General features: G+C 61.4%; 21 protein-coding genes. 6 read left to right on the top strand and 15 right to left on the bottom strand.

All coding sequences use genetic code 11. The features are described from left to right. Window positions 1–7: 7 nt before the first annotated feature. Together tsaE and ACODSV_RS09800 are read right to left on the bottom strand one after the other, a co-directional pair. On the bottom strand, window positions 8–478 hold the full coding sequence (tsaE, locus tag ACODSV_RS09805) for a tRNA (adenosine(37)-N6)-threonylcarbamoyltransferase complex ATPase subunit type 1 TsaE (protein WP_024073077.1): 471 nt from the start codon (window positions 476–478) through the stop codon (window positions 8–10). Continuing rightward, window positions 466–1,326 carry an NAD(P)H-hydrate dehydratase gene (locus ACODSV_RS09800; protein WP_024073076.1) on the bottom strand — a complete coding sequence of 287 codons (861 nt, stop codon included), beginning with the start codon at window positions 1,324–1,326 and terminating at the stop codon, window positions 466–468. The genes tsaE and ACODSV_RS09800 overlap by 13 nt, the downstream gene beginning before the upstream one ends. A 63-nt stretch (window positions 1,327–1,389) precedes the next feature. On the opposite strand from ACODSV_RS09800, the gene queG reads away from it, so the two are divergent. Then, window positions 1,390–2,472, top strand: a complete 1,083-nt coding sequence (gene queG / locus ACODSV_RS09795; RefSeq protein ID WP_024073075.1) for a tRNA epoxyqueuosine(34) reductase QueG — start codon at window positions 1,390–1,392, stop codon at window positions 2,470–2,472. On the opposite strand, the gene ACODSV_RS09790 is transcribed toward queG, so the two are convergent. Both ACODSV_RS09790 and orn read right to left on the bottom strand, forming a co-directional pair. Beyond that, a complete protein-coding gene (locus ACODSV_RS09790) occupies window positions 2,451–3,065 on the bottom strand; it encodes a trimeric intracellular cation channel family protein (protein WP_012721908.1) in 615 nt (204 codons plus the stop codon). The genes queG and ACODSV_RS09790 overlap by 22 nt on opposite strands. Before the next feature lie 182 nt (window positions 3,066–3,247). Then, the gene (orn, locus tag ACODSV_RS09785; RefSeq protein WP_024073074.1) at window positions 3,248–3,790 is read right to left on the bottom strand and encodes an oligoribonuclease; all 543 of its coding nucleotides are present in this window, start codon (window positions 3,788–3,790) and stop codon (window positions 3,248–3,250) included. A gap of 108 nt (window positions 3,791–3,898) precedes the next feature. Between orn and rsgA the strand changes: the two genes are divergently transcribed. After that, window positions 3,899–4,930 (top strand): small ribosomal subunit biogenesis GTPase RsgA, encoded by a 1,032-nt coding sequence (gene rsgA / locus ACODSV_RS09780; RefSeq protein WP_024073073.1) that lies wholly within the window; start codon window positions 3,899–3,901, stop codon window positions 4,928–4,930. A 277-nt stretch (window positions 4,931–5,207) separates the two neighbouring features. On the opposite strand, the gene motB is transcribed toward rsgA, so the two are convergent. Both motB and motA read right to left on the bottom strand, forming a co-directional pair. Further along, window positions 5,208–6,224 (bottom strand): flagellar motor protein MotB, encoded by a 1,017-nt coding sequence (gene motB / locus ACODSV_RS09775; RefSeq protein ID WP_024073072.1) that lies wholly within the window; start codon window positions 6,222–6,224, stop codon window positions 5,208–5,210. Window positions 6,225–6,227: 3 nt separating this feature from the next. Beyond that, on the bottom strand, window positions 6,228–7,079 hold the full coding sequence (gene motA, locus ACODSV_RS09770) for a flagellar motor stator protein MotA (protein ID WP_024073071.1): 852 nt from the start codon (window positions 7,077–7,079) through the stop codon (window positions 6,228–6,230). Between the two features lie 167 nt (window positions 7,080–7,246). On the opposite strand from motA, the gene ACODSV_RS09765 reads away from it, so the two are divergent. From ACODSV_RS09765 to asd, 3 genes are read left to right on the top strand one after another with little or no spacing between them, the layout of a single operon-like run. Next, window positions 7,247–8,782 carry an HDOD domain-containing protein gene (locus ACODSV_RS09765; protein ID WP_150095348.1) on the top strand — a complete coding sequence of 512 codons (1,536 nt, stop codon included), beginning with the start codon at window positions 7,247–7,249 and terminating at the stop codon, window positions 8,780–8,782. 57 nt (window positions 8,783–8,839) lie between these two features. After that, window positions 8,840–9,655: a rhodanese-like domain-containing protein gene (locus ACODSV_RS09760; protein ID WP_150055794.1), complete on the top strand. Its 816-nt coding sequence runs from the start codon at window positions 8,840–8,842 to the stop codon at window positions 9,653–9,655. Window positions 9,656–9,671: 16 nt separating this feature from the next. Next, window positions 9,672–10,532 (top strand): archaetidylserine decarboxylase, encoded by an 861-nt coding sequence (gene asd / locus ACODSV_RS09755; RefSeq protein WP_150055795.1) that lies wholly within the window; start codon window positions 9,672–9,674, stop codon window positions 10,530–10,532. Window positions 10,533–10,673: 141 nt separating this feature from the next. Here asd and serB read toward each other — a convergent pair whose 3' ends face one another. Further along, the gene (gene serB / locus ACODSV_RS09750) at window positions 10,674–11,888 is read right to left on the bottom strand and encodes a phosphoserine phosphatase SerB (protein ID WP_069075145.1); all 1,215 of its coding nucleotides are present in this window, start codon (window positions 11,886–11,888) and stop codon (window positions 10,674–10,676) included. Window positions 11,889–12,021: 133 nt separating this feature from the next. Between serB and ACODSV_RS09745 the strand changes: the two genes are divergently transcribed. Next, entirely contained in the window at window positions 12,022–13,536 is a 1,515-nt protein-coding gene (locus ACODSV_RS09745) for an AhpA/YtjB family protein (protein WP_150056371.1), read from the top strand. 190 nt (window positions 13,537–13,726) lie between these two features. Here the strand turns inward: ACODSV_RS09745 and ACODSV_RS09740 are convergent, their stop codons facing one another. From ACODSV_RS09740 to ACODSV_RS09705, 8 genes are all read right to left on the bottom strand, one after another. After that, complete coding sequence (locus tag ACODSV_RS09740) at window positions 13,727–14,434, bottom strand: PqiC family protein (protein ID WP_024073065.1); 708 nt, start codon at window positions 14,432–14,434, stop codon at window positions 13,727–13,729. Between the two features lie 305 nt (window positions 14,435–14,739). Beyond that, the gene (gene parC, locus ACODSV_RS09735; RefSeq protein WP_024073064.1) at window positions 14,740–17,004 is read right to left on the bottom strand and encodes a DNA topoisomerase IV subunit A; all 2,265 of its coding nucleotides are present in this window, start codon (window positions 17,002–17,004) and stop codon (window positions 14,740–14,742) included. Between the two features lie 73 nt (window positions 17,005–17,077). Further along, a complete protein-coding gene (locus ACODSV_RS09730; RefSeq protein WP_150095344.1) occupies window positions 17,078–18,073 on the bottom strand; it encodes an esterase-like activity of phytase family protein in 996 nt (331 codons plus the stop codon). Then, window positions 18,073–19,977, bottom strand: a complete 1,905-nt coding sequence (parE, locus tag ACODSV_RS09725) for a DNA topoisomerase IV subunit B (protein WP_024073062.1) — start codon at window positions 19,975–19,977, stop codon at window positions 18,073–18,075. Before parE ends, ACODSV_RS09730 begins: the two co-directional genes overlap by 1 nt. A gap of 54 nt (window positions 19,978–20,031) precedes the next feature. Continuing rightward, window positions 20,032–20,640, bottom strand: coding sequence for a YqiA/YcfP family alpha/beta fold hydrolase (locus ACODSV_RS09720; protein ID WP_024073061.1), 609 nt, complete (start codon window positions 20,638–20,640; stop codon window positions 20,032–20,034). Window positions 20,641–20,751: 111 nt separating this feature from the next. Further along, window positions 20,752–21,567, bottom strand: a complete 816-nt coding sequence (cpdA, locus tag ACODSV_RS09715) for a 3',5'-cyclic-AMP phosphodiesterase (protein ID WP_150095345.1) — start codon at window positions 21,565–21,567, stop codon at window positions 20,752–20,754. Between the two features lie 98 nt (window positions 21,568–21,665). Further along, window positions 21,666–22,115, bottom strand: coding sequence for a DUF1249 domain-containing protein (locus tag ACODSV_RS09710; RefSeq protein ID WP_024073059.1), 450 nt, complete (start codon window positions 22,113–22,115; stop codon window positions 21,666–21,668). Beyond that, on the bottom strand, window positions 22,106–22,723 hold the full coding sequence (locus ACODSV_RS09705; protein WP_024073058.1) for an NUDIX domain-containing protein: 618 nt from the start codon (window positions 22,721–22,723) through the stop codon (window positions 22,106–22,108). The genes ACODSV_RS09710 and ACODSV_RS09705 overlap by 10 nt, the downstream gene beginning before the upstream one ends. Window positions 22,724–22,745: the final 22 nt, after the last annotated feature.

Genomic DNA, 22,745 nt, shown 5'->3' with positions numbered 1-22,745 from the left:
CCACCAATTATTTGAATTCCAATGCCAGAGCGGCGCACCACGACTCACCGCGCGCGCTCTGGGGCAACAACTTCAGCAGACGTCCATGCTCATGCGGCGTAATGGTAATGGTCAGGTCCGGCTTTGGCAAAAAGCCTGTGCCTTTATCTGGCCACTCGATCAGGCACAACGCATCTTCGTCGAAGTAGTCACGGATGCCCATGTACTCCAGCTCCTCAGGGTCCACCAGGCGATAGAGATCGAAGTGGAAGGCTCTTATCGCCCCGATCTCATAAGGTTCGACCAGGGTAAAGGTCGGACTTTTCACCGCCCCCTCGTGGCCCAACCCGCGAATAATCCCCCGGGACAGCGTAGTCTTGCCCGCCCCCAGGTCACCTTCGAGAAAGATCAGCCCCGCCCCCTTCGTGACCCGTGCAAGGCAATGGCCGAACTGCACCATGGCCTCTTCATCGGCCAGGAAACGGTTTACTTCAGGCACGGCGACTGCTCCTCCAACAATTGACGAATGGCAGGTATCAGGTCACTGGCAGCCAACCCGCGACCCAAGGTGCCCTGGCGATCTCCCGCCGTCGCGTGCAACCACACGGCCAGGCAACTGGCGTCAAAGGCTGGCATCCCCTGGGCAAGCAGTGCGCCCACCAGGCCGGCCAACACATCGCCGAGCCCGGCCGTCGCCATGGCCGGGTGGCCCTGGTCACACCGGGAAACGCGCCCATCCGGGCTGGCGATCAAACTGCCAGCCCCCTTGAGGATAGCCACTGCATTGAATTTCTGACTCAACGCGCGCGCCACCTTAAGACGATCCGCCTGAACCTCGGCTGTCGATATCCCCAACAAACGCGCCGCTTCGCCGGGATGCGGGGTGATCACGCAGTCAGCCGGAAGCGCTACGCGGCCGGTCGCCAGCTGATTCAAGGCATCGGCATCCCAGACTTGTGGCTGTTTGGCGTTGGCGGCGACCGATAACAGGCTTTTGCCCCAGGCGGCACCGCCCAGGCCCGGACCAATGACGATGACCGAGATTTTTTCCAGCAAGCCCATCAGTTGGTTGGCCGAACTCACCCCAACGGTCATGACTTCCGGCAAGCGCGCCAAGGCAGCCGGCACATGCTCGACGCGAGTCGCCAGGGAAACCATGCCGGCACCGCTGCGCAAGGCGCTTTCGCTGCTCAGCAACGCGGCGCCGCCAAAGCCGTGGTCGCCACCGATGACCAGCAGGTGGCCGAACTGGCCCTTATGGGCGTCCGGAGAACGTGCAGCCAGTTGCGGCAAATGGCCGGGCAACAGGGGCTGAACGTCGGTTATTGCGTGTTTTGTCTGCGGCATGCGTCTTCAAGCTCCGATGTCTGGCAGAATTATACCCATCTAACCCGTGGTTTCCCGTGTCTCATGCCTGCTATTACCTACGACCTGCCCGCCCTCGCCCAATCGATCAAAGACTGGGGCCGCGAGCTGGGCTTCCAACAAGTCGGCATCAGCGGCCTCGACCTGGCCGAGCATGAACAACACCTGCAACGCTGGCTCGACGCGGGTTACCACGGCGAGATGGAGTACATGGGCGCCCATGGCAGCAAGCGATCCCACCCGGACGAACTGGTGCCCGGAACCTTGCGCGTGGTCTCGCTACGCATGGATTACCTGCCCGGCGATACCCAGATGGCACAACTGCTGGCCAAACCGGAAAAAGCCTACATCTCGCGCTACGCCCTCGGCCGCGACTACCACAAGCTGATCCGCAAACGCGTCCAGCAGTTGGCTGACCGTATTCAGGCACAAATCGGCCCATTTGGCTTTCGCGCCTTTGTCGACAGCGCACCGGTGCTGGAAAAAGCCATCGCCGAACAGGCTGGCCTGGGCTGGATCGGCAAAAATACCCTGGTACTCAATCGCAAGGCCGGCAGTTATTTCTTCCTGAGCGAACTGTTTGTCGACCTGCCATTGCCGGTTGATCCGCCGCACAGCACCGAACACTGCGGCCGCTGCACCGCGTGCCTGGACATCTGCCCCACCAACGCCTTCGTCGGCCCTTACGTGTTGGATGCCCGGCGCTGCATTTCCTACCTGACCATCGAACTCAAGAGCGCCATCCCAGAAGACTTGCGCCCACTGATCGGCAACCGGGTATTCGGCTGCGATGATTGTCAGATCGTTTGCCCGTGGAATCGTTTCGCGCGCCCCACCACGGAGGGCGATTTCAAGCCACGGCACAATCTGGACAACGCAGAGCTGGCCGAGCTGTTCATGTGGGACGAGGACACATTCCTGAGCAGCACCGAAGGTTCACCGTTGCGCCGCGCCGGCTATGAGCGCTGGCTGCGCAACCTGGCGGTGGGCCTGGGCAATGCGCCGTCGAGCATTCCGGTGCTGGAAGCCTTGAAGGCGCGCCGCGATTACCCCTCGGAGCTGGTGCGTGAACATGTGGAGTGGGCACTCAAGCAGCACGCCGAGCGTCAATGCACGTCGTCGTTATAGACGAACTTGGGCATTTCCCAGTGAAAACGGATAGCCAGCAACCGCAGCAGAAAGCCGCTGAACAACGTCAGCAGAATCGCTTGTTCACTGGGCAGCTCCAGGTAGAGGCACAGCAGGTAGAACCAAGCGGCGAGGAACGACACACTGGCGTACAGCTCGCGACGAAAGATGAGCGGGATATCGTTGCAGAAGATATCCCGCAGAATGCCGCCAAAAACCCCGGTGATCACGCCGCTGACTGAAGCCACCAACATGCCATGGCCCATTTCCAGGGCGGTCATGCAGCCGATCAGGGTGAAGGCCACCAGCCCCACCGCATCCAGCGCCAGGAACAGCGACCGCAGGTGGCGCATCAGCGGCGCGATAAAGATCGTCACCAACGCGGCAACCGAGGTCAGCACCAGGTACTCCGGGTGCTTGACCCACGTCAGCGGGTAGTGACCGAGCAATACATCGCGCACCGAACCGCCACCCAGCGCCGTCACACAGGCGATCAGCACCACACCAAACCAATCCATGCCGCGCCGACCGGCAGACAAGGCGCCGGTCATGGCTTCGGCAGTAATGGCAATGAGGTAGAGCATCAGCAACATGAGGGCGATCCTTGCAAAGAGGCCGGCAGTCTAATCATTTGCTGATGGCACCAAAAGGGGGCGCTTGGCGATAAATCGAGTTGCCTGCCATCGGGGCAAGCCCCCTCCCGCTCTTGACCGAGTCGCCATGACGAACGCGGAACGAATGTGGGAGCAGGCGTGCCCGCGAAGGCGCCGGCTCTTCAAGCCTTGATGAAATGCTTGCGGTAATGCTGCAGCTCGGCGATCGACTCGCGAATATCATCCAGCGCCAGGTGGGTGCTGCCTTTATGGAAGCTGTCTTTGACTTCCGGCGCCCAGCGTGCCGCCAGCTCCTTGAGGGTCGACACATCCAGGTTGCGGTAGTGGAAGTAGCTTTCCAGCGCCTTCATATGGGTATAAAGGAAGCGACGGTCCTGGCAGATGCTATTGCCGCAGATCGGCGACTTGCCCTTCGGCACCCACTGCTCCAGGAAAGCGATGGTTTCGGCCTCAGCCTCAGCCATGCTGATGCGGCTGTCACGCACGCGCTGGGTCAGACCCGAGTTGCCGTGGGTACGAGTATTCCACTCGTCCATGGTGGCGAGTACGGCATCGCTGTGGTGGATGGCGATCACCGGACCTTCGGCCAAGGTGTTGAGGTTGCTGTCGGTGACAATCGTCGCCATCTCGATGATGACGTCGGTGTCGGGGTTCAGACCGGTCATTTCCAGATCGATCCAAATCAGGTTTTGTGGGTTTTGCATGGCTTGATTCTCTTGGCACCTTGGCGTAGCTGCGCAGTTTAGCAGGCAGGGGCGTGCTAGACTCGCGACCGTTTTACCCAACCTTCGCATTATCGACACGGAACACCAATGGCCAAACGCCAGCTCAATCGTCGCCAAAACTGGCGCATCGAAAAGATTCAAGGTGAACGCGCCGCTCGCGCCGCCAAACGTGAATCCTCCGCCGTGGAAGCGCTCGAGGGCGGCGACCTGGGCCCCGAACAAACCGGCCTGGTGATCGCACACTTTGGTGTGCAGGTCGAAGTCGAGGCGCTGGAGGGCGAATTCGCAGGTTCGGTTTCCCGTTGCCACCTGCGCGCCAACCTGCCGGCACTGGTCACTGGCGACAAAGTGGTCTGGCGTGCCGGCAACCAGGGTATCGGCGTGATCGTCGCCCAGTTGCCACGTACCACCGAATTGCGTCGCCCCGACAGCCGTGGCCAGCTCAAGCCGGTAGCGGCCAACGTCGACATGATCGTGATCGTGTTCGCGCCGCTGCCCGAGCCTCATGCCAACCTGATCGACCGCTACCTGGTGGCGGCCGAACATGCCGGCATTCGTCCGTTGCTGCTGCTGAACAAATTCGACCTGATCGACGAGCAGAACGCTCCGGCGCTCAATGCGTTGCTGGCGGTCTACCGCACCCTGGGTTACCCGGTGCTGGAAGTCTCGGCGCATCACGGCAACGGCATGGAACAGCTGCAACAGCAGTTGAATGGGCGTATCAGCGTGTTTGTCGGCCAGTCCGGCGTGGGCAAGTCATCGCTGGTCAACAGCCTGCTACCGGAAGTCGACACCCGTGTCGGCCCGCTGTCGGAACTGTCCGGCCAGGGCACCCACACCACCACCACCGCGCGATTGTTCCACTTCCCCGGCGGCGGTGAGCTGATCGACTCCCCAGGTATTCGAGAATTCGGCCTCGGCCACGTCAGCCGCAGCGATGTAGAAGCCGGCTTTATCGAATTCAACGACCTGATCGGCACTTGCCGCTTCCGCGATTGCAAACACGACCGCGAACCCGGTTGCGCCTTGCTCAAGGCGCTGGAGGATGGCCGCGTGCAGCAGCAGCGGATGAACAGCTATCGGTCGATTATTGCGAGCTTGCCCGAAAGCAGTTACTAGACCACCCCACGCAATATCTGGCGAGCAAGCCTGTCGTGGCGAGCGGGCTTGCCCCGCGTTGGGTTGCGAAGCGGCCCCAATCAATCGGAATGCGGAGTATCAGGCACTCCTCTGCGGCGGGTTCTGGGGCTGCTTCGCAGCCCAACGCGGGGCAAGCCCGCTCGCCACAGTTACAGTGTTCCGCCTTAACTGACAGGCATCAGGGCACGCCCGCATCCCACAACAAGCCCGCACCCTCCCCCACAACAGGCTCGCTCACCACAAACATCCGGTGTGACTACGAGCCCGTCGCAGGCACCGTAGGATCCTTCACCCCGCCGTCATCAAACAGGTTCAGCTTCTGCCGCAGCTCATGCGCCGGCAATGGCTCCTGCCCCGGCGCAATCGCATTCGGATCGGCCGGGGTTTCACCTGGCGCGCCTGCGCCGGATGTCGGCGGCGGCGGTGGCTGATCACCTTCAATCGCTCGCTGGGCCTTTTTAGTCAGCACAACGATATCGATGCGGCGATTGATCGGGTTGAACGGGTCTTTCGGATCAAACAATTGGGAAGAGGCAAAGCCGACCACTCGTGCCACTTGCGCGTCCGGGTAGCTGCCGGCCACCAGTGCACGGCGAGCAGCGTTGGCACGGTTGGCCGAAAGCTCCCAGTTGCCAAAGTCGCCCTGCCCCGCATACGGCTTGGCATCGGTGTGGCCGCTGATACTGATCTTGTTCGGCACGGCCTTGATGGTGTCGGCCATGGCCAGCAGGATATCTTCGAAATACGGCTTCAAGCGCGCGCTGCCGGAGTCGAACATCGGCCGGTTCGCGGCGTCAGTGATCTGGATACGCAAGCCTTCCGGGGTAATCTCGAAGGAAATCTGATCCTTGAACTTCAGCAGTTGAGGGTTTTCCTCGACCTTGGTCTGCAATTCCTGCAGCAGCAATTCAAGGCGTTCCTGCTCGACCTGCTCAGCCATGCTCTCGACGGTATCGCGCTCGATCGGAATTTTTTCCTGGGGCGCCTCGGTCTTGACCTCCGGGTTGATGGTGCGCTCAGGCGCCAACTGCGGCGAACCGCCAAGGTCGATTACAAAGGGGGTGCCACTTTCCGAGAAGCCAATAGGGTCCTTGAAGTAACCGGCGATGGCGATCTTCTGCTCGGGCGTGGCCGTGGACATCAGCCACAGCACCAGGAAGAACGCCATCATCGCCGTCGCGAAGTCGGCGAAGGCGATTTTCCAGGCGCCACCATGGTGCCCCGCGGCGAAGCGCTTGACGCGCTTGATGATTATCGGCTGGTTGTTTTCCATGGCTTAGCGACCGCGAACCGCTTGTTCCAACTCGGCAAAACTCGGGCGATGTTTCGGGTACAGCACCTTGCGACCGAATTCCACCGCCAGCGAAGGCGGCATGCCCGATGCAGAAGCGACCAGGCTGGCCTTGATCGCTTCATACAGATTGATTTCTTCCTTGGCATCGTGGGCCAGGGAGGTGGCGAGCGGGCCGAAGAAACCATAGGCCGCAAGAATACCGAAGAAGGTACCCACGAGCGCCGCACCTACGTGCATGCCGATAGCTTTCTGGTCGCCCTCGCCGAGGGACGCCATGGTTACCACGATACCCAGTACCGCCGCGACTATACCGAAACCAGGCATACCGTCGGCAACACCGGTCACCGCGTGGGAAGGATGCTCCAGCTCTTCCTTGAGGCTGAACAGCTCCATGTCGAACAGGCCTTCCAGCTCATGGGGCGCCATGTTGCCCGAGGACATGATGCGCAGGTAGTCGCAGATATACGCGGTCATGCGCTCATCTTTGAGCACGGCCGGGTACTTGGCGAAAATCGGGCTGGCCGCGGCATCTTCGATGTCGCCTTCGATGGCCATCATGCCTTCACGGCGGCTCTTGTTGAGGATCTCGTAGATCAGCCCCAGCACTTCCAGGTAGAAGGTGTGGGAAAAGCGCGAGCTGAACATGCCCAGCGACTTCTTGATCACATGCATGGTCATGTAGCCGGGGTTGGCCTGCAAGAATGCGCCGAACGCCGCACCACCAATAATCAGCACTTCAAAGGGCTGGATCAACGCAGCGATCTTACCGTGGGACAGGACGTACCCACCGAGCACGCTTGCGATGACGACGATGATGCCGATTATTTTAGCCATAGGGGATGTGTACTTGCGCCGTGAGGTTCATGGACATATTTGGAGGAACTGCAAAACTCTTGTTCTACTTATCGGCAAAACTGCGCCAGACTATAGGCCGTTAAGGCGAAAAGCCAGTTCGGCCCGCTCTGGGCGTGTTGACCGCAAGTGATGATCGCGCCCCAATCATGGCTAATGAAACGACCGTACCCACTGTAAAACCCACCACCCTCGCTGCTTGGATCAAGCGTCTGGACGAAGTGCGGCTGCCCGTTCCCCAGGCGAACCACGAGCGCGTGTGCAAAGCCATCCGCGACAGCCGCAGTTCGTTGCGAGATATTGCCGAACTGATGCAAGACAGCCCCGCGCTGGTGCTCAGCGTGATGCGCGAAGCCAACAGCCACACCCATGGCAGCCTGGCGGAACCGGCGGAAAACCTCGAAGTGGCGCTCAACCGCCTCGGCCTCAAACGCGCCGAAGAGTTGCTCGCGCGCCTGCCTTCAGTGCCTGCCAATGAGATTCCCGTCGCCTTGCGCCAACTGCTGCTGGTGAGCCAACACGCTTCCCAGCAGGCCAACGGCCTGTTCGCCAGCCGCCTGGCGCGGCTGTGGCAAGACATTCACTGGGGCAGCTTGCTGTTTCTATCGCCGCTGTGGCCGATGGCGGTTGCCTACCCCAAGCTCCTGGAAGAGTGGGAACTGCGAGTTATCCACAAAGGCCAGTCGGCACGTCAGGTTGAACAGGAGTTATTTGGCGTCCGCCTGCTGGACCTGTGCCTCGGCCTGACTGAAACCTGGCACCTGCCCATCTGGGTGTCCCAGGGTTATAACCTGCTGCTGAAGGAACAACGCCTGCTGGTCAAGGCATTGCACATCGCCCGGGAAGATGACCCGCTGCGCCATCAGCAATTGCTCGATGCCGACCCCAGCCTGCGCCGCTGGTTGAACCAACCCGCCAATACCGTGCTGCTGGCCAACGGTCTGGCGATGTCGGCGCAAGAATCATGGACCTGCCCGCACACCAAACGCTGGCAGTACCTCACGGCCCTGTACCTGCAACAGCCATTGAGCGAAGTACAGCAACAGTCCCACCAGCAAGCCGTCACCAGCGCCCGTACGACGTTGATGCCCGACCTTTGGCACCCGGCGCTGTCGCTGATCTGGCCATGGAATGTGCAGAAGATCCATCGCGGCCTGCTGCCCGCGCCGCCGCCTACCGCAGAGTCCCTGGCCATCTGGCGCAAGCGTTGCACGGAGTTGCTGGTGGAGCCGAGCCGCTTTGCCAATGCCATGCACTTGACCACGTGCGCCAAGGAAGCGCTGGTCGCCAGTGGCATGCAACGAGTGTTGCTGTTTATGGCGGATCGCGCCCTGAGCACCTTGCGCGTGCATCAGGCCGATGGCCTGCCGAAGGACGCCGCGAACCTGAGCCTGGATGTGGTCAACAGCACGCTGCTGCAACGCATGCTGGAAAAATCCGCCCAGGTGCGCCTGACGCCCGACAACCACGCACAGTTCTCGGCCCTGTTGCCGCCGATCCTGCGTCGCCTGTTCACCGGGGAACACCTGTTGCTGCGTTCGCTGAGCTGCAATGGCCGCGTGGTGATGTTGATGGTGGCCGACCAGGGCGGCGGGCCATTTTCGGAAACCACCGTGCAGGCCTTCGGCAAAACCGCCCAGTGCATCGAGAAAGCCCTGCACAGCTTTACCAACCGCAGCGCCTGATGCTTGCGCTACAATCGCGGTCCTTTATCGCCAACATTTGTGCCCAGGAGACCTCACATGCCTGACTTCTCTGGCTTGCCGCTGGTGATCGAATCCAGCGACCTGCTCGGTCGCCTTGATGCCGAACACCTGATTCTGGTGGATCTCACCAGTGCCGCCCGCTACGCCGAAGGGCATATCCCCGGCGCGCATTTCGTTGACCCCAAGCGCACCCAACTGGGCCAGCCGCCGGCACCCGGCCTGCTGCCCAACAAAGCCGACCTGGAAAAACTGTTCGGCGAACTGGGCCACACCCCGGACGCAACCTACGTGGTCTACGACGACGAAGGCGGTGGCTGGGCTGGCCGTTTTATCTGGATGCTCGACGTGATCGGCCATCAGAAATACCACTACCTCGATGGCGGCCTGCTGGCCTGGCTGGCTGAACAGCACCCAGTGTCCACCGACGTACCCGCCCCCCTCGGTGGCCCCGTCAGCCTCACGCTGCACGAGGGCCCCACCGCAACCCGCGAATACCTGCAAAGCCGCCTCGGCGCGGCGGACCTGGGTATCTGGGACGCACGCGGCCCGCTGGAGTATTCCGGCGAGAAAGTCCTCGCCGCCAAGGGGGGCCACATCCCCGGCGCTGTGAACTTCGAATGGACCGCCGGCATGGACAAGGCACGCAACCTGCGCATCCGCCGCGACATGCCGCAGATCCTCGAAAGCCTCGGGCTGACCCCCGATAAAGAAATCATCACCCACTGCCAGACTCACCACCGCTCTGGCTTCACCTACCTGGTGGCCAAGGCGCTCGGTTATCCGCGAGTCAAAGGTTATGCCGGTTCCTGGGGCGAATGGGGCAACCACCCCGACACCCCCGTTGAGATTTAAGGTTTAAGGACAGTTAATGAAAAAGCAGTTGTTTATCCTCAGCCAGTACTTGCTGCCGCATCACCTGCTGTCGCGGCTGGCCGGCTGCATTGCCGAGTGCCGCGTACGCTGGTTCAAGAATGCCTTCACCACGTGGTTTGCCAAGCGCTATCAAGTGGACATGTCCCAAGCCCTGGTGGAAGACGTGACCGCCTACGAGCACTTCAACGCCTTCTTCACCCGCGCCTTGAAAGACGGCGCGCGCCCACTGGACCCGACCCCTGGCGCCGTACTGAGCCCGGCTGATGGTGCGGTCAGCCAGCTCGGCCCGATCGAGCATGGCCGGGTATTCCAGGCCAAGGGCCACAGCTTCAGCGTGCTGGAGTTGCTGGGCGGCGATGCTGCCGTGGCAGCGCCTTTCATGGGCGGTGATTTTGCCACCATCTACCTGTCGCCGAAGGACTACCACCGCGTGCATATGCCGCTGGCCGGTACCCTGCGCGAAATGATCTACGTGCCTGGGCGGATTTTCTCGGTCAACCAGACCACCGCCGAAAACGTGCCGGAACTGTTTGCCCGTAACGAGCGTGTGGTCTGCCTGTTTGACACCGAACGCGGCCCGATGGCCGTGGTGTTGGTCGGCGCGATGATCGTCGCCTCGATTGAAACCGTGTGGGCCGGGCTGGTCACGCCGCCCAAGCGCGAGCTGAAAACCTTCCGCTATGACGAAGCTGCACGCGCGCCGATTCACCTGGAGAAGGGTGCGGAGCTGGGTCGCTTCAAGTTGGGCTCCACCGCGATCGTGCTGTTCGGGCCGGATCAGGTGAAGTGGGCTGAGGAACTGGTGGCCGGTTCGCCGGTGCAGATGGGCCAGGGCATCGCACTGCCGAAAGCCTGATTCAAAACCTGCAGAGATCCAATGTGGGAGGGGGCTTGCCCCCGATAGCGGTAGTCCAGCCACAGGTATATTGGCTGTTCCACCGTCATCGGGGGCAAGCCCCCTCCCACATGTTGACTGTATTCCTACAGTGACTTCGGATTAGAGCTGACCGTCGCGGTCGCGAAAGCCCAGCAGATACAGCACACCATCCAGCCCCAAGGTCGAAATCGCCTGCTTGGCCGATTGCTTGACCAGGGGTTTGGCACGGAACGCCACACCCAAACCGGCAATTGCCAGCATCGGCAGGTCATTCGCACCGTCGCCCACCGCAATGGTCTGCTCCAGACGCAAACCTTCCTTGTGGGCCAGCTCCTTCAGCAGGTCGGCCTTGCGCTGTGCGTCGACAATCGGCTCCACCGCCACGCCAGTCACCTTGCCGTCGACCACTTCCAGTTCGTTGGCGAACACATAGTCGATGCCCAACTTGGCCTGCAATTGCTTGGCGAAGTAGGTAAAGCCACCGGACAGGATCGCGGTCTTGTAACCCAGGCGCTTGAGCTCGGCGAACAGGGTTTCGGCACCTTCGGTCAGGCGCAGGGAAGCGCCGATGGAGTCCAGCACGCTCACATCCAGCCCCTTGAGCAACGCCAGGCGCTCCTTGAAGCTGGCGCGGAAGTCCAGCTCACCGGCCATCGCGCGCTCGGTGATTTCAGAAACTTGCTCACCCACACCGGCTGCCTTGGCCAGTTCGTCGATGACTTCGGCTTCGATCAGCGTCGAGTCCATGTCGAACACCGCCAGGCGGCGGTTGCGGCGGAACAGCGAGTCCTCCTGGAAGGCGATATCGACGTTCAGCTCCTGGGCCACGCTGAGGAATTCAGCGCGCAGGGCCTGCGGGTCTGCCGGTTCGCCGCGCACGGAAAACTCGATGCAGCCCTTGCCCTTGTCGGCCGGGGTGTCCAGTGGCATACGACCTGACAGACGGTCGATATGGTCGATGTTCAACCCAAACTGCGCGGTGATCGAGCTGACGCGCTGCAACTGCTCGGCGGTCACTTTGCGGGTCAACAAGGTAACGATATGGCGTTTCTTGCCCTGGCCGGCCACCCAGTGCTGGTAATCCTCTTCGGACACCGGGGTGAACCGTACCTGTTGATCCAGCTTGTATGCCGTAAACAGAATGTCCTTGAGCACGGAAGACGCCTGCTCGGTGCTCGGGATTTCCACCAGGATGCCGAACGACAGGGTGTCGTGGATCACCGCCTGGCCGATGTCGAGAATGTTTACACCACCTTGGGCCAGAACGCCGGTAATGGCCGCGGTAAGACCCGGTCGGTCTTCGCCGGTGATGTTGATCAGGACAATTTCGCGCAAAGCGCACCCCCAGGCTGGAAAAAAACCGCATTCTACCCACTTTCAGTGACCACCGGGCACAGCCAGCGCTTTGCCGGTCTTGGGCCTGTCGCTATACTGCGCGTCAACTTCACGGACTAAGAGCCGAGCTCAAGTGAACCGGCCCACGCCAGTAAAAACCGACAACTTCTTCCTGCTGATCTTCCGGGCACTGCGCCACCGCCGTGTACCGATCGCATTACGCATCGCCAGCCATAACGTGATCCTGGTCGCCCTGGCCCTGGTGATCTACGCCTGCGTGATGGGTTTGCAGTTCAAACAGGCCATGCATGAGCAAGCCGATGCGTTGGGCGAAAGCCTGACCACCCAGACCGCCACCTCGGCGACCGAACTGCTGGTGTCCAACGACATCCTCAGCCTCAACGTGCTGCTCAACAACCTGACCAAGAACCCGTTGGTCGCCCACGCCGCCATCTACAGCGTGGACAACCGCATCATGGCCGAAGCCGGGCAACGCCCGAAAAACGGCCTGCTGGGCGAAGCCGAAGGCTTGTACCAGAGCAATATCACGTTCCAGGATGTGAAGGCGGGTCAATTGCGCATCAGCCTGGACATGCAGCAATTCCAGCAGCCGATGACCATCAGCCTGCAAAGCATGGGCATCCTCAGCGCGATCCTGCTGGCCCTGGCCCTGGCCTTGAGCCTGCGCCTGGGGCGGCATATCTCGACGCCACTGATGCAACTGCGCATCTGGCTGCGGGATATCGACGAACATACCCCGGCCACCGATCGCCAGGACGAAATCGGCGACCTTGCGCGCCAACTTCATGCCAGCTTCGCTCCGGAACCGGTGGTACGCGAGATTGAACCCGAGCCCGAGTTCGACGACGAACCCGAGTTCGAAGTACACGACCTGCGCGACCCGGGCTTTGACGAGCGCCCTCCGGTAGCCGGCCTGAAACCAGCGCCACGCCATGTGATCCGGGCCGAAGAAGACGAGCTGGACGACGAAGACCCATTCGCCGACCTGCGCGACACCTCGGCCAACACCGCCGTTGCGCCCAAGCCCGTGCCAGCGAAGAACGCCGAGCCCCAGCACAGCGCCGTACTGGCCGTGCAATTGGGCGCCCAGGACCAACTGCGCCGCCTGCCCCGCGCCCGCCTGACCGAATTACTGGAACGCTACCGCGATTGCCTCGACCAGGCCGCCTCGCTCTATCAAAGCGAGCTGCACACCCTGAACGACGGCAGCACGTTGATGCTGTTCCACAGCGAAGACAGCGGCGAAGACTACCTGACCAACGCCATCTGCTGCGGCGAGCTGCTGCGCGCCCTGGGCCATGAATTGCAGATCGAAGTGGCCGACAGCGGCATCACCTTGCAACTGCAACTGGGCCTGACGGTGGGTGACGACCTGTTTGGCATGAGCCAGATCGACCTGCTACTGACCGAGATCGCCCAGGATGCGCTGGCCCTGTCCCAACACAGCCGCAATCTCCTGCTGGTGGAGCGCAAGATCAGCGAAGACACGCTGATTCGCCAACGCGCGCGTATTCGCCCCATTGCCAGCCCAGAAGGCGCCAGTTGTGTGGAGCGCTTGATGGAGCCGTATCCATCGATGCTGGAACGGCAGTTGGCGCGGATGCATGAGACCCGTACAAAGCCCTGAAGAACACCGCCGGACTCATGTGAGAGGGGGCTTGCCCCCGATTGCGGAGCATCAGTCAGCACATCATTAACTGAACCACCGTTATCGGGAGCAAGCCCCCTCCCACACTTGATCTGCGCCGTGACTTATCTCACCACAAACAAAAAGGCCCGCTGAGTCAGCGGGCCTTTTTGTTTGTCTGCGATTCAGATCAAAACCTGAACACTTCCATATCCGTGCGAATCGGTGTCGCCATCGGCATCTTCGGCTTCTGCGGCTCTGCGGGCTTGGCCTGTACCGGAGCCTGCTTACGCGGTGCCTCGGCGATCGGCGGCTGGTTGGCCAATGGCTTGAGGGCCACCGACAATTGCTGCGCCAGGTGTTGCAACAATACGCCCTGGGCCTGGACCTGGGACGCGGTGGTGCCGGTGTGTTCTTCCTGCAGGTGCACGATGCGGTTATCGCGCACCTGGCCACGACGGTCGATCAAGCGCCATTGCGCATCGAGAATCGCCGGTTGCGATTTACCGGAATCAAGCCGGGTAATGGTCAGCAACACCTGAACATCCGGGGTAAAGCCAGTGGGTGCAGGCGCAAGGACCACACGCTGGCTGTCCAGTTGCCCCGCCACCTGGCGCAGCATCAGCTGGTTGATGTCGGACGATAGGCTGCCGGCCCAACGACCATCAACGGAACCTTGCAGGCTGCCGTCGTTCTGACGCTGTAGCAGGGTTTCACGTTGCAGGTAGTCAGCGACGACTACCGGGCCCAGTAAAACTGCCATACCCGCAGTTTGTGCGGGCTGGGCCGGACTTCCGCTGTCCAGCTGATACAGCGACACAGGCTGGTGTGTGCTGCAACCCGCCAGCCCCAGAAGGCCAGCGAGCATCAAAATAAAAGGAAGGCGTGGAGCAGTCATCATCCCATCCAGGTGGCTGCCACAAGGCGAACCACAATGTAATACTTAAAAATAACCTAAACACGCTCGGCCACGCCGGCGCTGGAAAGGCCATATCATCCGTGAATATGCGCCATGACTCCAGCGCCAAAGCGTCGATCTACGCGTTAAATCGTAGATCAACGGCTCCAGAGGGCGTTCTCAGTGAGTTTCCCCACCGCGTTGTCACCTTAAAGCGGGTCAGGCAAGGCGCAGGCCGCTGGGAATGGTTTTTGCCTTTCCAAGGCCTGCTTCAAGGCGAAACCCGCCAAGCCCTCCTTGCCGCCTTAAACAGGCGTTTCCACCAGCAAGGCATCCACACGCTGGAAGCCCCGCGGCAATTTGTTACCACGCCGTCCACGCTCGCCCTTGTAATGTTCAAGGTCGTCAGGACGCAGCGACAATGTGCGTTTACCCGCTTGCAGCACCAGGGTAGAGCCTTCAGGGATCACCGCGATGTCGGTCACATACTCTTCACGACTGGCGACCCGCTCCCCTGGAATACCAATGATCTTGTTGCCCTTGCCTTTGCCCAACTGTGGCAAATCGCTGATCTTGAAGACCAGCAAGCGCCCCTCGGTGGTGACCGACGCCAGCCAATTGCTCTCGCGATCGTCCACCGGCCGCGGCAGGATCACCTTGGCGTTGTTCGGCAGGCTCAACAGCGCCTTGCCCGCCTTGTTCTTGGCCTGCAGGTCTTCACCCTTGACCACGAACCCGTACCCCGCGTCGGAAGCGATGACATACAACGAATCGTCGTCCGGCAGCAGCACGCACTCGAAATTCGCCCCCGGTGGCGGCGTCAGACGCCCAGTCAGCGGCTCGCCCTGCCCCCGTGCGGACGGCAAGGTATGGGCCGGCACCGAATAACTGCGCCCGGTGGAGTCGATAAACACCGCAAACTGGTTGGAACGCCCGGCGGCGGCAGTCTTGAAGCCATCACCGGCCTTGTACGACAAACCAGTGGCGTCAATATCATGCCCCTTGGCGGAACGAACCCAACCCTTTTCCGACAGAACGACGGTAATTTTCTCGTTTGGGAGCAACTCGGTTTCTGTCAGGGCCTTGGCTTCGGCACGCTCGACGATCGGCGAACGACGGTCGTCGCCGTAGGTTTCGGCGTCTTTGATCAGTTCGCTACGCACCAATTTCTTCAACTTGGCTTCGCTGCCCAGCAGCGCTTGCAGCTTGGCCTGCTCCTTGAGCAACGCATCCTGTTCGTCGCGCAGCTTCATTTCTTCCAGTCGCGCCAACTGACGCAAACGGGTGTCGAGGATGTAGTCGGCCTGGATCTCACTCAGCTCGAAACGCGCGATCAGTTCGGCTTTCGGGTGCTCGGCGGTACGGATGATGTGGATCACTTCATCCAGGTTGAGGTAGGCAATCAGCAAGCCGTCCAACAGGTGCAGGCGGCGCTCGACCTTGTCGAGGCGGAATTGCAGGCGGCGACGCACGGTCTGCACCCGGAACTCCAGCCATTCCACCAGCAGGTTGCGCAGGTTTTTCAGCTGCGGCTTGCCGTCCAGGCCGATGATGTTGATGTTGACCCGGTAGCTGGACTCCAGGTCGGTACTGGCAAACAAATGCTGCATCAGCACTTCGTGGTCGACCCGGCTATTGGTCGGGATGATCACGATACGGCACGGGTTTTCGTGGTCGGACTCGTCGCGCAGGTCGGCAACCTGTGGCAGTTTCGACGGCTTGGCCTGCATCAGCGCCGCGATCTGCTCCAGCACCTTGGCACCGGACACCTGGTGCGGCAGCGCGGTGACGATAATGTCGCCGTCCTCGATGTGGTACACCGCACGCATGCGCACCGAGCCCTTGCCGGTCTCGTACATCTTCAGCAGGTCGGCGCGCGGCGTGATGATTTCTGCTTCGGTGGGGTAATCCGGCCCCTGGATATGCTCGCAGAGCTGCTCGACCGTGGCCTTGGGTTCATCCAGCAGGCGCACGCAGGCGGTCGCGACCTCGCGCAGGTTATGCGGCGGTACGTCCGTGGCCATGCCCACGGCAATACCCGTGGTGCCATTGAGCAGGATATTGGGCAAACGCGCCGGCAACACCAGGGGTTCGTCGAGGGTGCCGTCGAAGTTCGGGCCCCAATTCGCGGTGCCCTGGCCCAGCTCGCTGAGCAGCACTTCCGAATAACGCGACAGGCGTGCCTCGGTGTAACGCATGGCAGCGAAGGACTTGGGGTCATCCGGTGCGCCCCAGTTACCCTGGCCGTCCACCAATGTGTAGCGGTAGCTGAACGGCTGGGCCATCAGCACCATGGCTTCGTAGCATGCCGAGTCGCCGTGGGGGTGGAACTTACCGAGCACGTCACCGACCGTACGCGCCGACTTCTTGTGCTTGGAATCGGCATCCAGGCCCAACTCACTCATGGCGTAGATGATGCGCCGCTGTACAGGCTTCAGGCCGTCGCCGATATGCGGCAAGGCACGGTCCATGATCACGTACATGGAGTAGTTGAGGTAGGCATTTTCGGTGAAGTCAGCCAGCGACCGGCGTTCTACGCCATCTAAGCTGTCTGCGAGGATGTCACTCATGCGGGCCTCATCAATATTTGGTAAGGCGCAGCGGAAATGCCGCAGCGCCGGGTCAATTCAAAAAAGCGGGGGCTCATGGCTTGGCGCTCCAACCGCCGGCAGGGGCGGCGAAACGATAGACCACGGGGCGTTTTTCACCATCGGCACGCGGGCCGAAATTATTGTCGATACCAATCCACGCACCGTCCGTATCCACCACCAGGGCTTCGGCCAGGCCGTAGGGCTGGGCATAGCGGCGCTCGGGCGTCAGAGTCTCGTCGGCAAATGACCAGCACAGCTCGACCTTGGCCGTGACCGCATCGCGCCGGCAAATCTGGAACGCATTACGCTCCAGAGTAAACAGCTTGCCGCCAAACAGCGCCAGGTCGGCAAAATCCTTGGACACCGCCTTGGCGTTGGGGAATTTGGCCGGTTGCATTTCCTGGCCAGCCTCGCTCAACAACACGCAGGGGCCGTCACAGTCCCAAAGGCTTTGCGGCCGCTTGATGGAAATCAGGCCTCGCCGTTCACGCTCCGCAGCCAACCAGATCTGGTTGCCTTCCGGGTTGACCGCCAAGCCTTCAAACAGGGCATTGAAATGCAGCAACATGCCACTGGCGCGGGCTTCGCGCACCATGCCGGGGGCGATTTTCAACCATTGCGGCTCACCGGCTACCGGCACTTGCAACACCGCCGCATGGGCTTCGCTGACGATGTAGCGGTTGCCCGCGGCATCGCAGGTGATGCCTTCGAAGTCCAGGTCGCCGCCGCGAATGAACGAAGCGGCCTTGGTGCGCGAGCGCAAGCCCCAGGGCAAGCCGGACTCGGGCACTGGCGGCACGTCAATCTTCACGGTTTCGGCCTGCCAGGTCGGCGCGCTGATATCGAGGCGGTAGATCTGGTCGTCGTCGCGGTCGGAAACCGTCCACAGCGCCGTACCGCACAACGCCAGGCCTGACAGGTTACCGCCGCGCATGCCCTCTACCGGGTGTTCGGACACCAGCTTGAGCTCAGCCGCAGGCTCAGCCACCACCGGGGTGGCCGCCAGCCCGCTCAACATCAGGATCGCCAGGGCGAAACCTGTGCGCATCAGCCCAACACCTCGGCCAGGTTGCCCTTGGACTCCAGCCAGGACTTGCGGTCTGGCGCGCGTTTCTTCGCCAGCAGCATGTCCATCATTTCCGATGTAGCGTCGAAGTCTTCCAGGGTCAACTGCACCAGGCGCCGGGTGTTCGGGTCCATGGTGGTTTCACGCAGTTGCGGCGGGTTCATTTCACCCAGGCCCTTGAATCGCGTGACCTGTGGCTTGCCGCGTTTCTTCTCGGCCACCAGGCGGTCGAGGATGCCATCGCGCTCGGCCTCGTCCAGGGCATAGAAAATCTCCTTGCCCTGGTCGATCCGGTACAGCGGCGGCATGGCGACGTAGACGTGACCGGCATCCACCAACGGGCGGAAGTGCTGCACAAACAACGCGCACAACAGGGTTGCGATGTGCAGACCGTCGGAGTCGGCGTCGGCGAGGATGCAGATCTTGCCGTAGCGCAGTTGGCTCATGTCCGCCGCGCCCGGATCGACGCCAATGGCCACGGCGATGTTGTGTACTTCCTGGCTGGCCAGGACTTCACTGCCATCGACTTCCCAGGTGTTGAGGATCTTGCCGCGCAACGGCAGGATCGCCTGGAATTCCTTATCCCGCGCTTGCTTGGCGGAACCGCCGGCGGAGTCACCCTCCACCAGGAACAGCTCTGAGCGCATCGGGTCCTGCCCGGCGCAATCAGCCAACTTGCCGGGCAGTGCCGGGCCTTGGGTGATGCGCTTGCGCTCGACTTTCTTGCTGGCTTTCAGACGGCGACCGGCGTTGTTGATTGCCAGCTCGGCCAGGGCCAGGCCCAATTCCGGGTGTTCGTTGAGCCACAGGCTGAAGGCATCCTTGACCACCCCGGAGACAAACGCTGCCGCTTCACGGGACGACAGGCGCTCTTTGGTCTGGCCGGAGAATTGCGGCTCCTGCATTTTCATCGACAGCACGAACGCGATGCGCTCCCACACGTCTTCCGGCGCCAGCTTCACGCCGCGCGGCAACAGGCTGCGGTATTCGCAGAATTCGCGCATGGCATCCAGCAAGCCTTGGCGCAAACCGTTGACGTGGGTGCCACCCTGGGCGGTTGGGATCAGGTTGACGTAGCTTTCCTGCACGCTGTCACCGCCCTCGGGCAACCACAGCAGCGCCCAGTCGACGGCTTCTTTATTACCGGCCAGGCTGCCGCAGAACGGCTCGTTGGGCAGGCGTTCGAAATCGCTGACAGAGTCTTCCAGGTAGGAACGCAGGCCGTCTTCGTAGTGCCACTCGACTTTCTCGCCGGTACCCTTGTCTTCAAAGGTGACCAGCAGGCCCGGGCACAACACGGCCTTGGCCTTGAGCACGTGCTTGAGGCGGCTGATGGAGAATTTTGGCGAATCGAAGTATTTCGGGTCCGGCGCGAAGTACACGCTGGTGCCGGTATTGCGCTTGCCAACGGTGCCAATCACCTGCAATTCGCTGGCTTTGTAGCCATCGGCGAAGGTCATCTCGTACTCGTTGCCGTCGCGCTTGACCTTGACCCGTACCAACGTGGACAAGGCGTTGACCACGGAAATACCCACGCCGTGCAAGCCACCGGAGAACTGGTAGTTCTTGTTGGAGAACTTACCCCCGGCGTGCAGCTTGGTGAGGATCAGTTCTACGCCCGACACACCCTCTTCCGGGTGAATGTCCACCGGCATGCCACGACCGTCGTCGGACACTTCCAGGGAGTGGTCAGCGTGGAGAATGACATGCACCGACTTGGCGTGCCCGGCCAAGGCTTCGTCGACGCTGTTGTCGATGACTTCCTGGGCAAGGTGGTTCGGCCGACTGGTGTCGGTGTACATGCCGGGGCGTTTGCGCACCGGGTCGAGGCCCGAGAGGACTTCGATGGCGTCGGCGTTATAAGAGCTAGCGCTGGGAGTGGCCATGGGGTCTCGTCGTGAGTCGTTCGATTAAAAAGTAACCTGGGATTTCCAAAGCAATTACAGTGCCGCGAAATCGAAGGATTGATACTGATCTGCGCCAATGCCGGCAAAGCTCAACAAGGCCGGCAATTGCTGGGCAAAGCCCTGGTAACCATGGTCGCCGCCGGCCTGGATGCGCAGGGCACACGCCCGGTAATACTGCTGGGCGAGGCGATAATCCAGGGTTTCATCCCCGGTCTGCAACCACACTTGATAACGCGCGGCATCCTGGGGCGCCGGGACCTCAAGCTCGGCCAGCGCCGTGACGTGGTCGTGGGTCAGCTCCCAGGTTTCATCGGTATAGAGGTTCTTCTGGGTGCCCAGGTAACCGTCGAACATCCGATGAGGGCTGACCGCCGGGTTGACCAGCAGCGCCTTGAGACCATGGCGTTCGGCAAGATGGGTTGCATAGTAGCCGCCGAGCGAGCTGCCGACCAGCAGTGGCCGCCCCAGTTCGCGGATGGCCGCCTCCAACTGCGGGATCGCCTGGCGGGGGTGGTGATGCAGGGCCGGTACGCGCAGTTGGCCGGCCAGGCCGAGGTTGTCCATCACGCGGATCAACTGGCAGGCCTTGTTGGACGCGGGCGCGCTGTTGAAGCCGTGGATATACAGGATCGAAGCGGACATGCCGGGCTCTCCGTGCTTGCGCGAAAAAGGCGCAGTTTACAGGGATCGGGGTGGTGTGAGCAGCCGATCATCCAGCCCTCTCCCCACATGTCTGATCAGTGTTCGCCGCCTTTAATAGCCGTTGCTGCCGTAATCCACGGTAAAGGCAAAATTTTTCACCCGCTCCACCCCGGTTTCCAACCGCCCATCGGCGTGCAGGCGCAGCCAGCGATAGCCTGGGGCCTCTTCGCTGACATTGAAATCCTCGCTGCCCGGCGCGAACTGGATGCAGGTGGACGGTGACGCCAACAGGCGCACGCCATTGCGCTCACGGTCGATTTCCTGGTGCACATGACCCCAGAGCACCGCCTTGACCTGCGGGAAGCGGTCGAGCACGGCAAACAGGGCCTCGGGGTTGCGCAAGCCGATGGGCTCCATCCACGCACAACCGATGGGTACCGGGTGATGGTGGAAACACACCAGGTGATGGCGGTTCGGCGCTTCACTCAAGGCTTGGGCCAATAGTTGCAGTTGCTGGTCCTGCAAGTACCCAGGCACCGAGCCCGGCACGGCGGAGTCCAGCAGGGTGATGCGCCAATGGCCGATATCCACCACCGGTTCCAGTAAATCACTGTGCACCGCCGCGTGGGCCATGACCTGCGGCTCATCGTGGTTGCCGGGAATCCAGCGTGCCGGAACCCCAATAGGCGCCGTCATCTCGCGAAATTGCTGATAGGACGCCAGCGTACCGTCCTGGGACAGGTCCCCGGTGGCCAACAGCAAATCGATCCGGGGCTGTTGCTCACGCACCAAGTCGATCACCCGTTGCAAGCTGTCGCGGGTGTTCATGCCCAGCAACACAGCGTCGGCCTCGGCAAACAGGTGGCTGTCGGACAACTGCACCAGCAACGTCGGCGCATCGGGGTTCAAGGTGGATACGCTCGGCAAGGCGCTCTCCCAAGGCAATCACAGGAATGGATAGTTGGGGCGATTATGCTGGGGCAGGACGCAAAGAGGAAACCTAAGGAAGCAGACGCAGTTCACATCTATCGCACGACTTCGAACTCATGGCCCAAGGCCAGGCAGTGGCTCAACCATTCACCGAGGAACACATTGAGCTGTGCTTTCTCATCGGGCTGGTGCATGAACACATTGGGGTAAGGGTAGATGCTGCGAAAGCGCCGCGCATGTTCGGCGCTGATCACTTCGGCCATCCGGGCATCGTGGTACACCTGCACTTCCAGCTGCGGCACCGGCAGCCAGGGCAGGCTGTGCTCCTGGCGCACGCGCAGGGTGGTGGTGTACGGGCAGTTGACGATGACTTCCAGGGCCAGCACGCCGAGCATCTGGTCGCCATGGGTCACGCCGATTCGCCGCGCCTCGGGGGAATGACGCATATCGGGGAGCAAGCGCATCAGCCGCGCATAGTTGGCCTCGCAAGCTGCTTGCAGCCCGATCAGGTCAACTCGATAACGTTCCCGTGCCTTTACTGCCATAACCCCCTCACTTCCGCGCGATTGAGCGCTAACCATTGCAGGGCAATAATGCTGGGCGCATTGGATATCCTGCCATCACGCACCGCTTGCAAGGCATCCTCGAAAGCCCAGGTGGTGACACGAATATCTTCTGCCTCTTCTTCCAATCCATGCACGCCACCCGCCCCCGCACTGTCGCAACGGCCCAGGTACAAGTGGACAAATTCGGTACTGCCACCCGGCGACGGGAAATATTTGGTGATCGGCCACAACGAGGAGAATGTCAGCCCAGCTTCCTCCTCGGCTTCGCGGTGTGCAACCTCCTCCGGCTGTTCATCCTTGTCGATCAGGCCAGCGACCATTTCCACCAGCCACGGGTTGTCGGTACGGCCCATGGCGCCGACGCGAAACTGCTCGATCAAGACCACCTCATCGCGCTGCGGGTCGTAGGGCAGCACGCACACGGCATCATGGCGCACGAAAACTTCGCGATTGATCACCCGGCTCATGCCACCGTCGAACTTTTCGTGGCGCAACTGCACCCGATCGAGTTTGTAGAAGCCCTGGTAAGCATTGTCGCGCTGAACAATTTCGATTTTGCTCGGCGTCGATTTCGCGATGTCCGTCATATCCTTCCTCGTTATGCCCGTG

Source organism: Pseudomonas sp. FG86 (assembly GCF_057808775.1).
This window is presented reverse-complemented; position numbering and strand designations above follow the sequence as displayed.

Bases quoted from the DNA above. Each gene is read 5' to 3' on its own strand.
- ACODSV_RS09800 (WP_024073076.1), bottom strand. From the start codon at position 1,326: ATGCCGCAGACAAAACACGCAATAACCGACGTTCAGCCCCTGTTGCCC.
- queG (WP_024073075.1), top strand. From the start codon at position 1,390: ATGCCTGCTATTACCTACGACCTGCCCGCCCTCGCCCAATCGATCAAA.
- ACODSV_RS09790 (WP_012721908.1), bottom strand. From the start codon at position 3,065: ATGTTGCTGATGCTCTACCTCATTGCCATTACTGCCGAAGCCATGACC.
- orn (WP_024073074.1), bottom strand. From the start codon at position 3,790: ATGCAAAACCCACAAAACCTGATTTGGATCGATCTGGAAATGACCGGT.
- rsgA (WP_024073073.1), top strand. From the start codon at position 3,899: ATGGCCAAACGCCAGCTCAATCGTCGCCAAAACTGGCGCATCGAAAAG.
- motB (WP_024073072.1), bottom strand. From the start codon at position 6,224: ATGGAAAACAACCAGCCGATAATCATCAAGCGCGTCAAGCGCTTCGCC.
- motA (WP_024073071.1), bottom strand. From the start codon at position 7,079: ATGGCTAAAATAATCGGCATCATCGTCGTCATCGCAAGCGTGCTCGGT.
- ACODSV_RS09765 (WP_150095348.1), top strand. From the start codon at position 7,247: ATGGCTAATGAAACGACCGTACCCACTGTAAAACCCACCACCCTCGCT.
- ACODSV_RS09760 (WP_150055794.1), top strand. From the start codon at position 8,840: ATGCCTGACTTCTCTGGCTTGCCGCTGGTGATCGAATCCAGCGACCTG.
- asd (WP_150055795.1), top strand. From the start codon at position 9,672: ATGAAAAAGCAGTTGTTTATCCTCAGCCAGTACTTGCTGCCGCATCAC.
- ACODSV_RS09740 (WP_024073065.1), bottom strand. From the start codon at position 14,434: ATGACTGCTCCACGCCTTCCTTTTATTTTGATGCTCGCTGGCCTTCTG.
- parC (WP_024073064.1), bottom strand. From the start codon at position 17,004: ATGAGTGACATCCTCGCAGACAGCTTAGATGGCGTAGAACGCCGGTCG.
- ACODSV_RS09730 (WP_150095344.1), bottom strand. From the start codon at position 18,073: ATGCGCACAGGTTTCGCCCTGGCGATCCTGATGTTGAGCGGGCTGGCG.
- parE (WP_024073062.1), bottom strand. From the start codon at position 19,977: ATGGCCACTCCCAGCGCTAGCTCTTATAACGCCGACGCCATCGAAGTC.
- ACODSV_RS09720 (WP_024073061.1), bottom strand. From the start codon at position 20,640: ATGTCCGCTTCGATCCTGTATATCCACGGCTTCAACAGCGCGCCCGCG.
- ACODSV_RS09710 (WP_024073059.1), bottom strand. From the start codon at position 22,115: ATGGCAGTAAAGGCACGGGAACGTTATCGAGTTGACCTGATCGGGCTG.
- ACODSV_RS09705 (WP_024073058.1), bottom strand. From the start codon at position 22,723: ATGACGGACATCGCGAAATCGACGCCGAGCAAAATCGAAATTGTTCAG.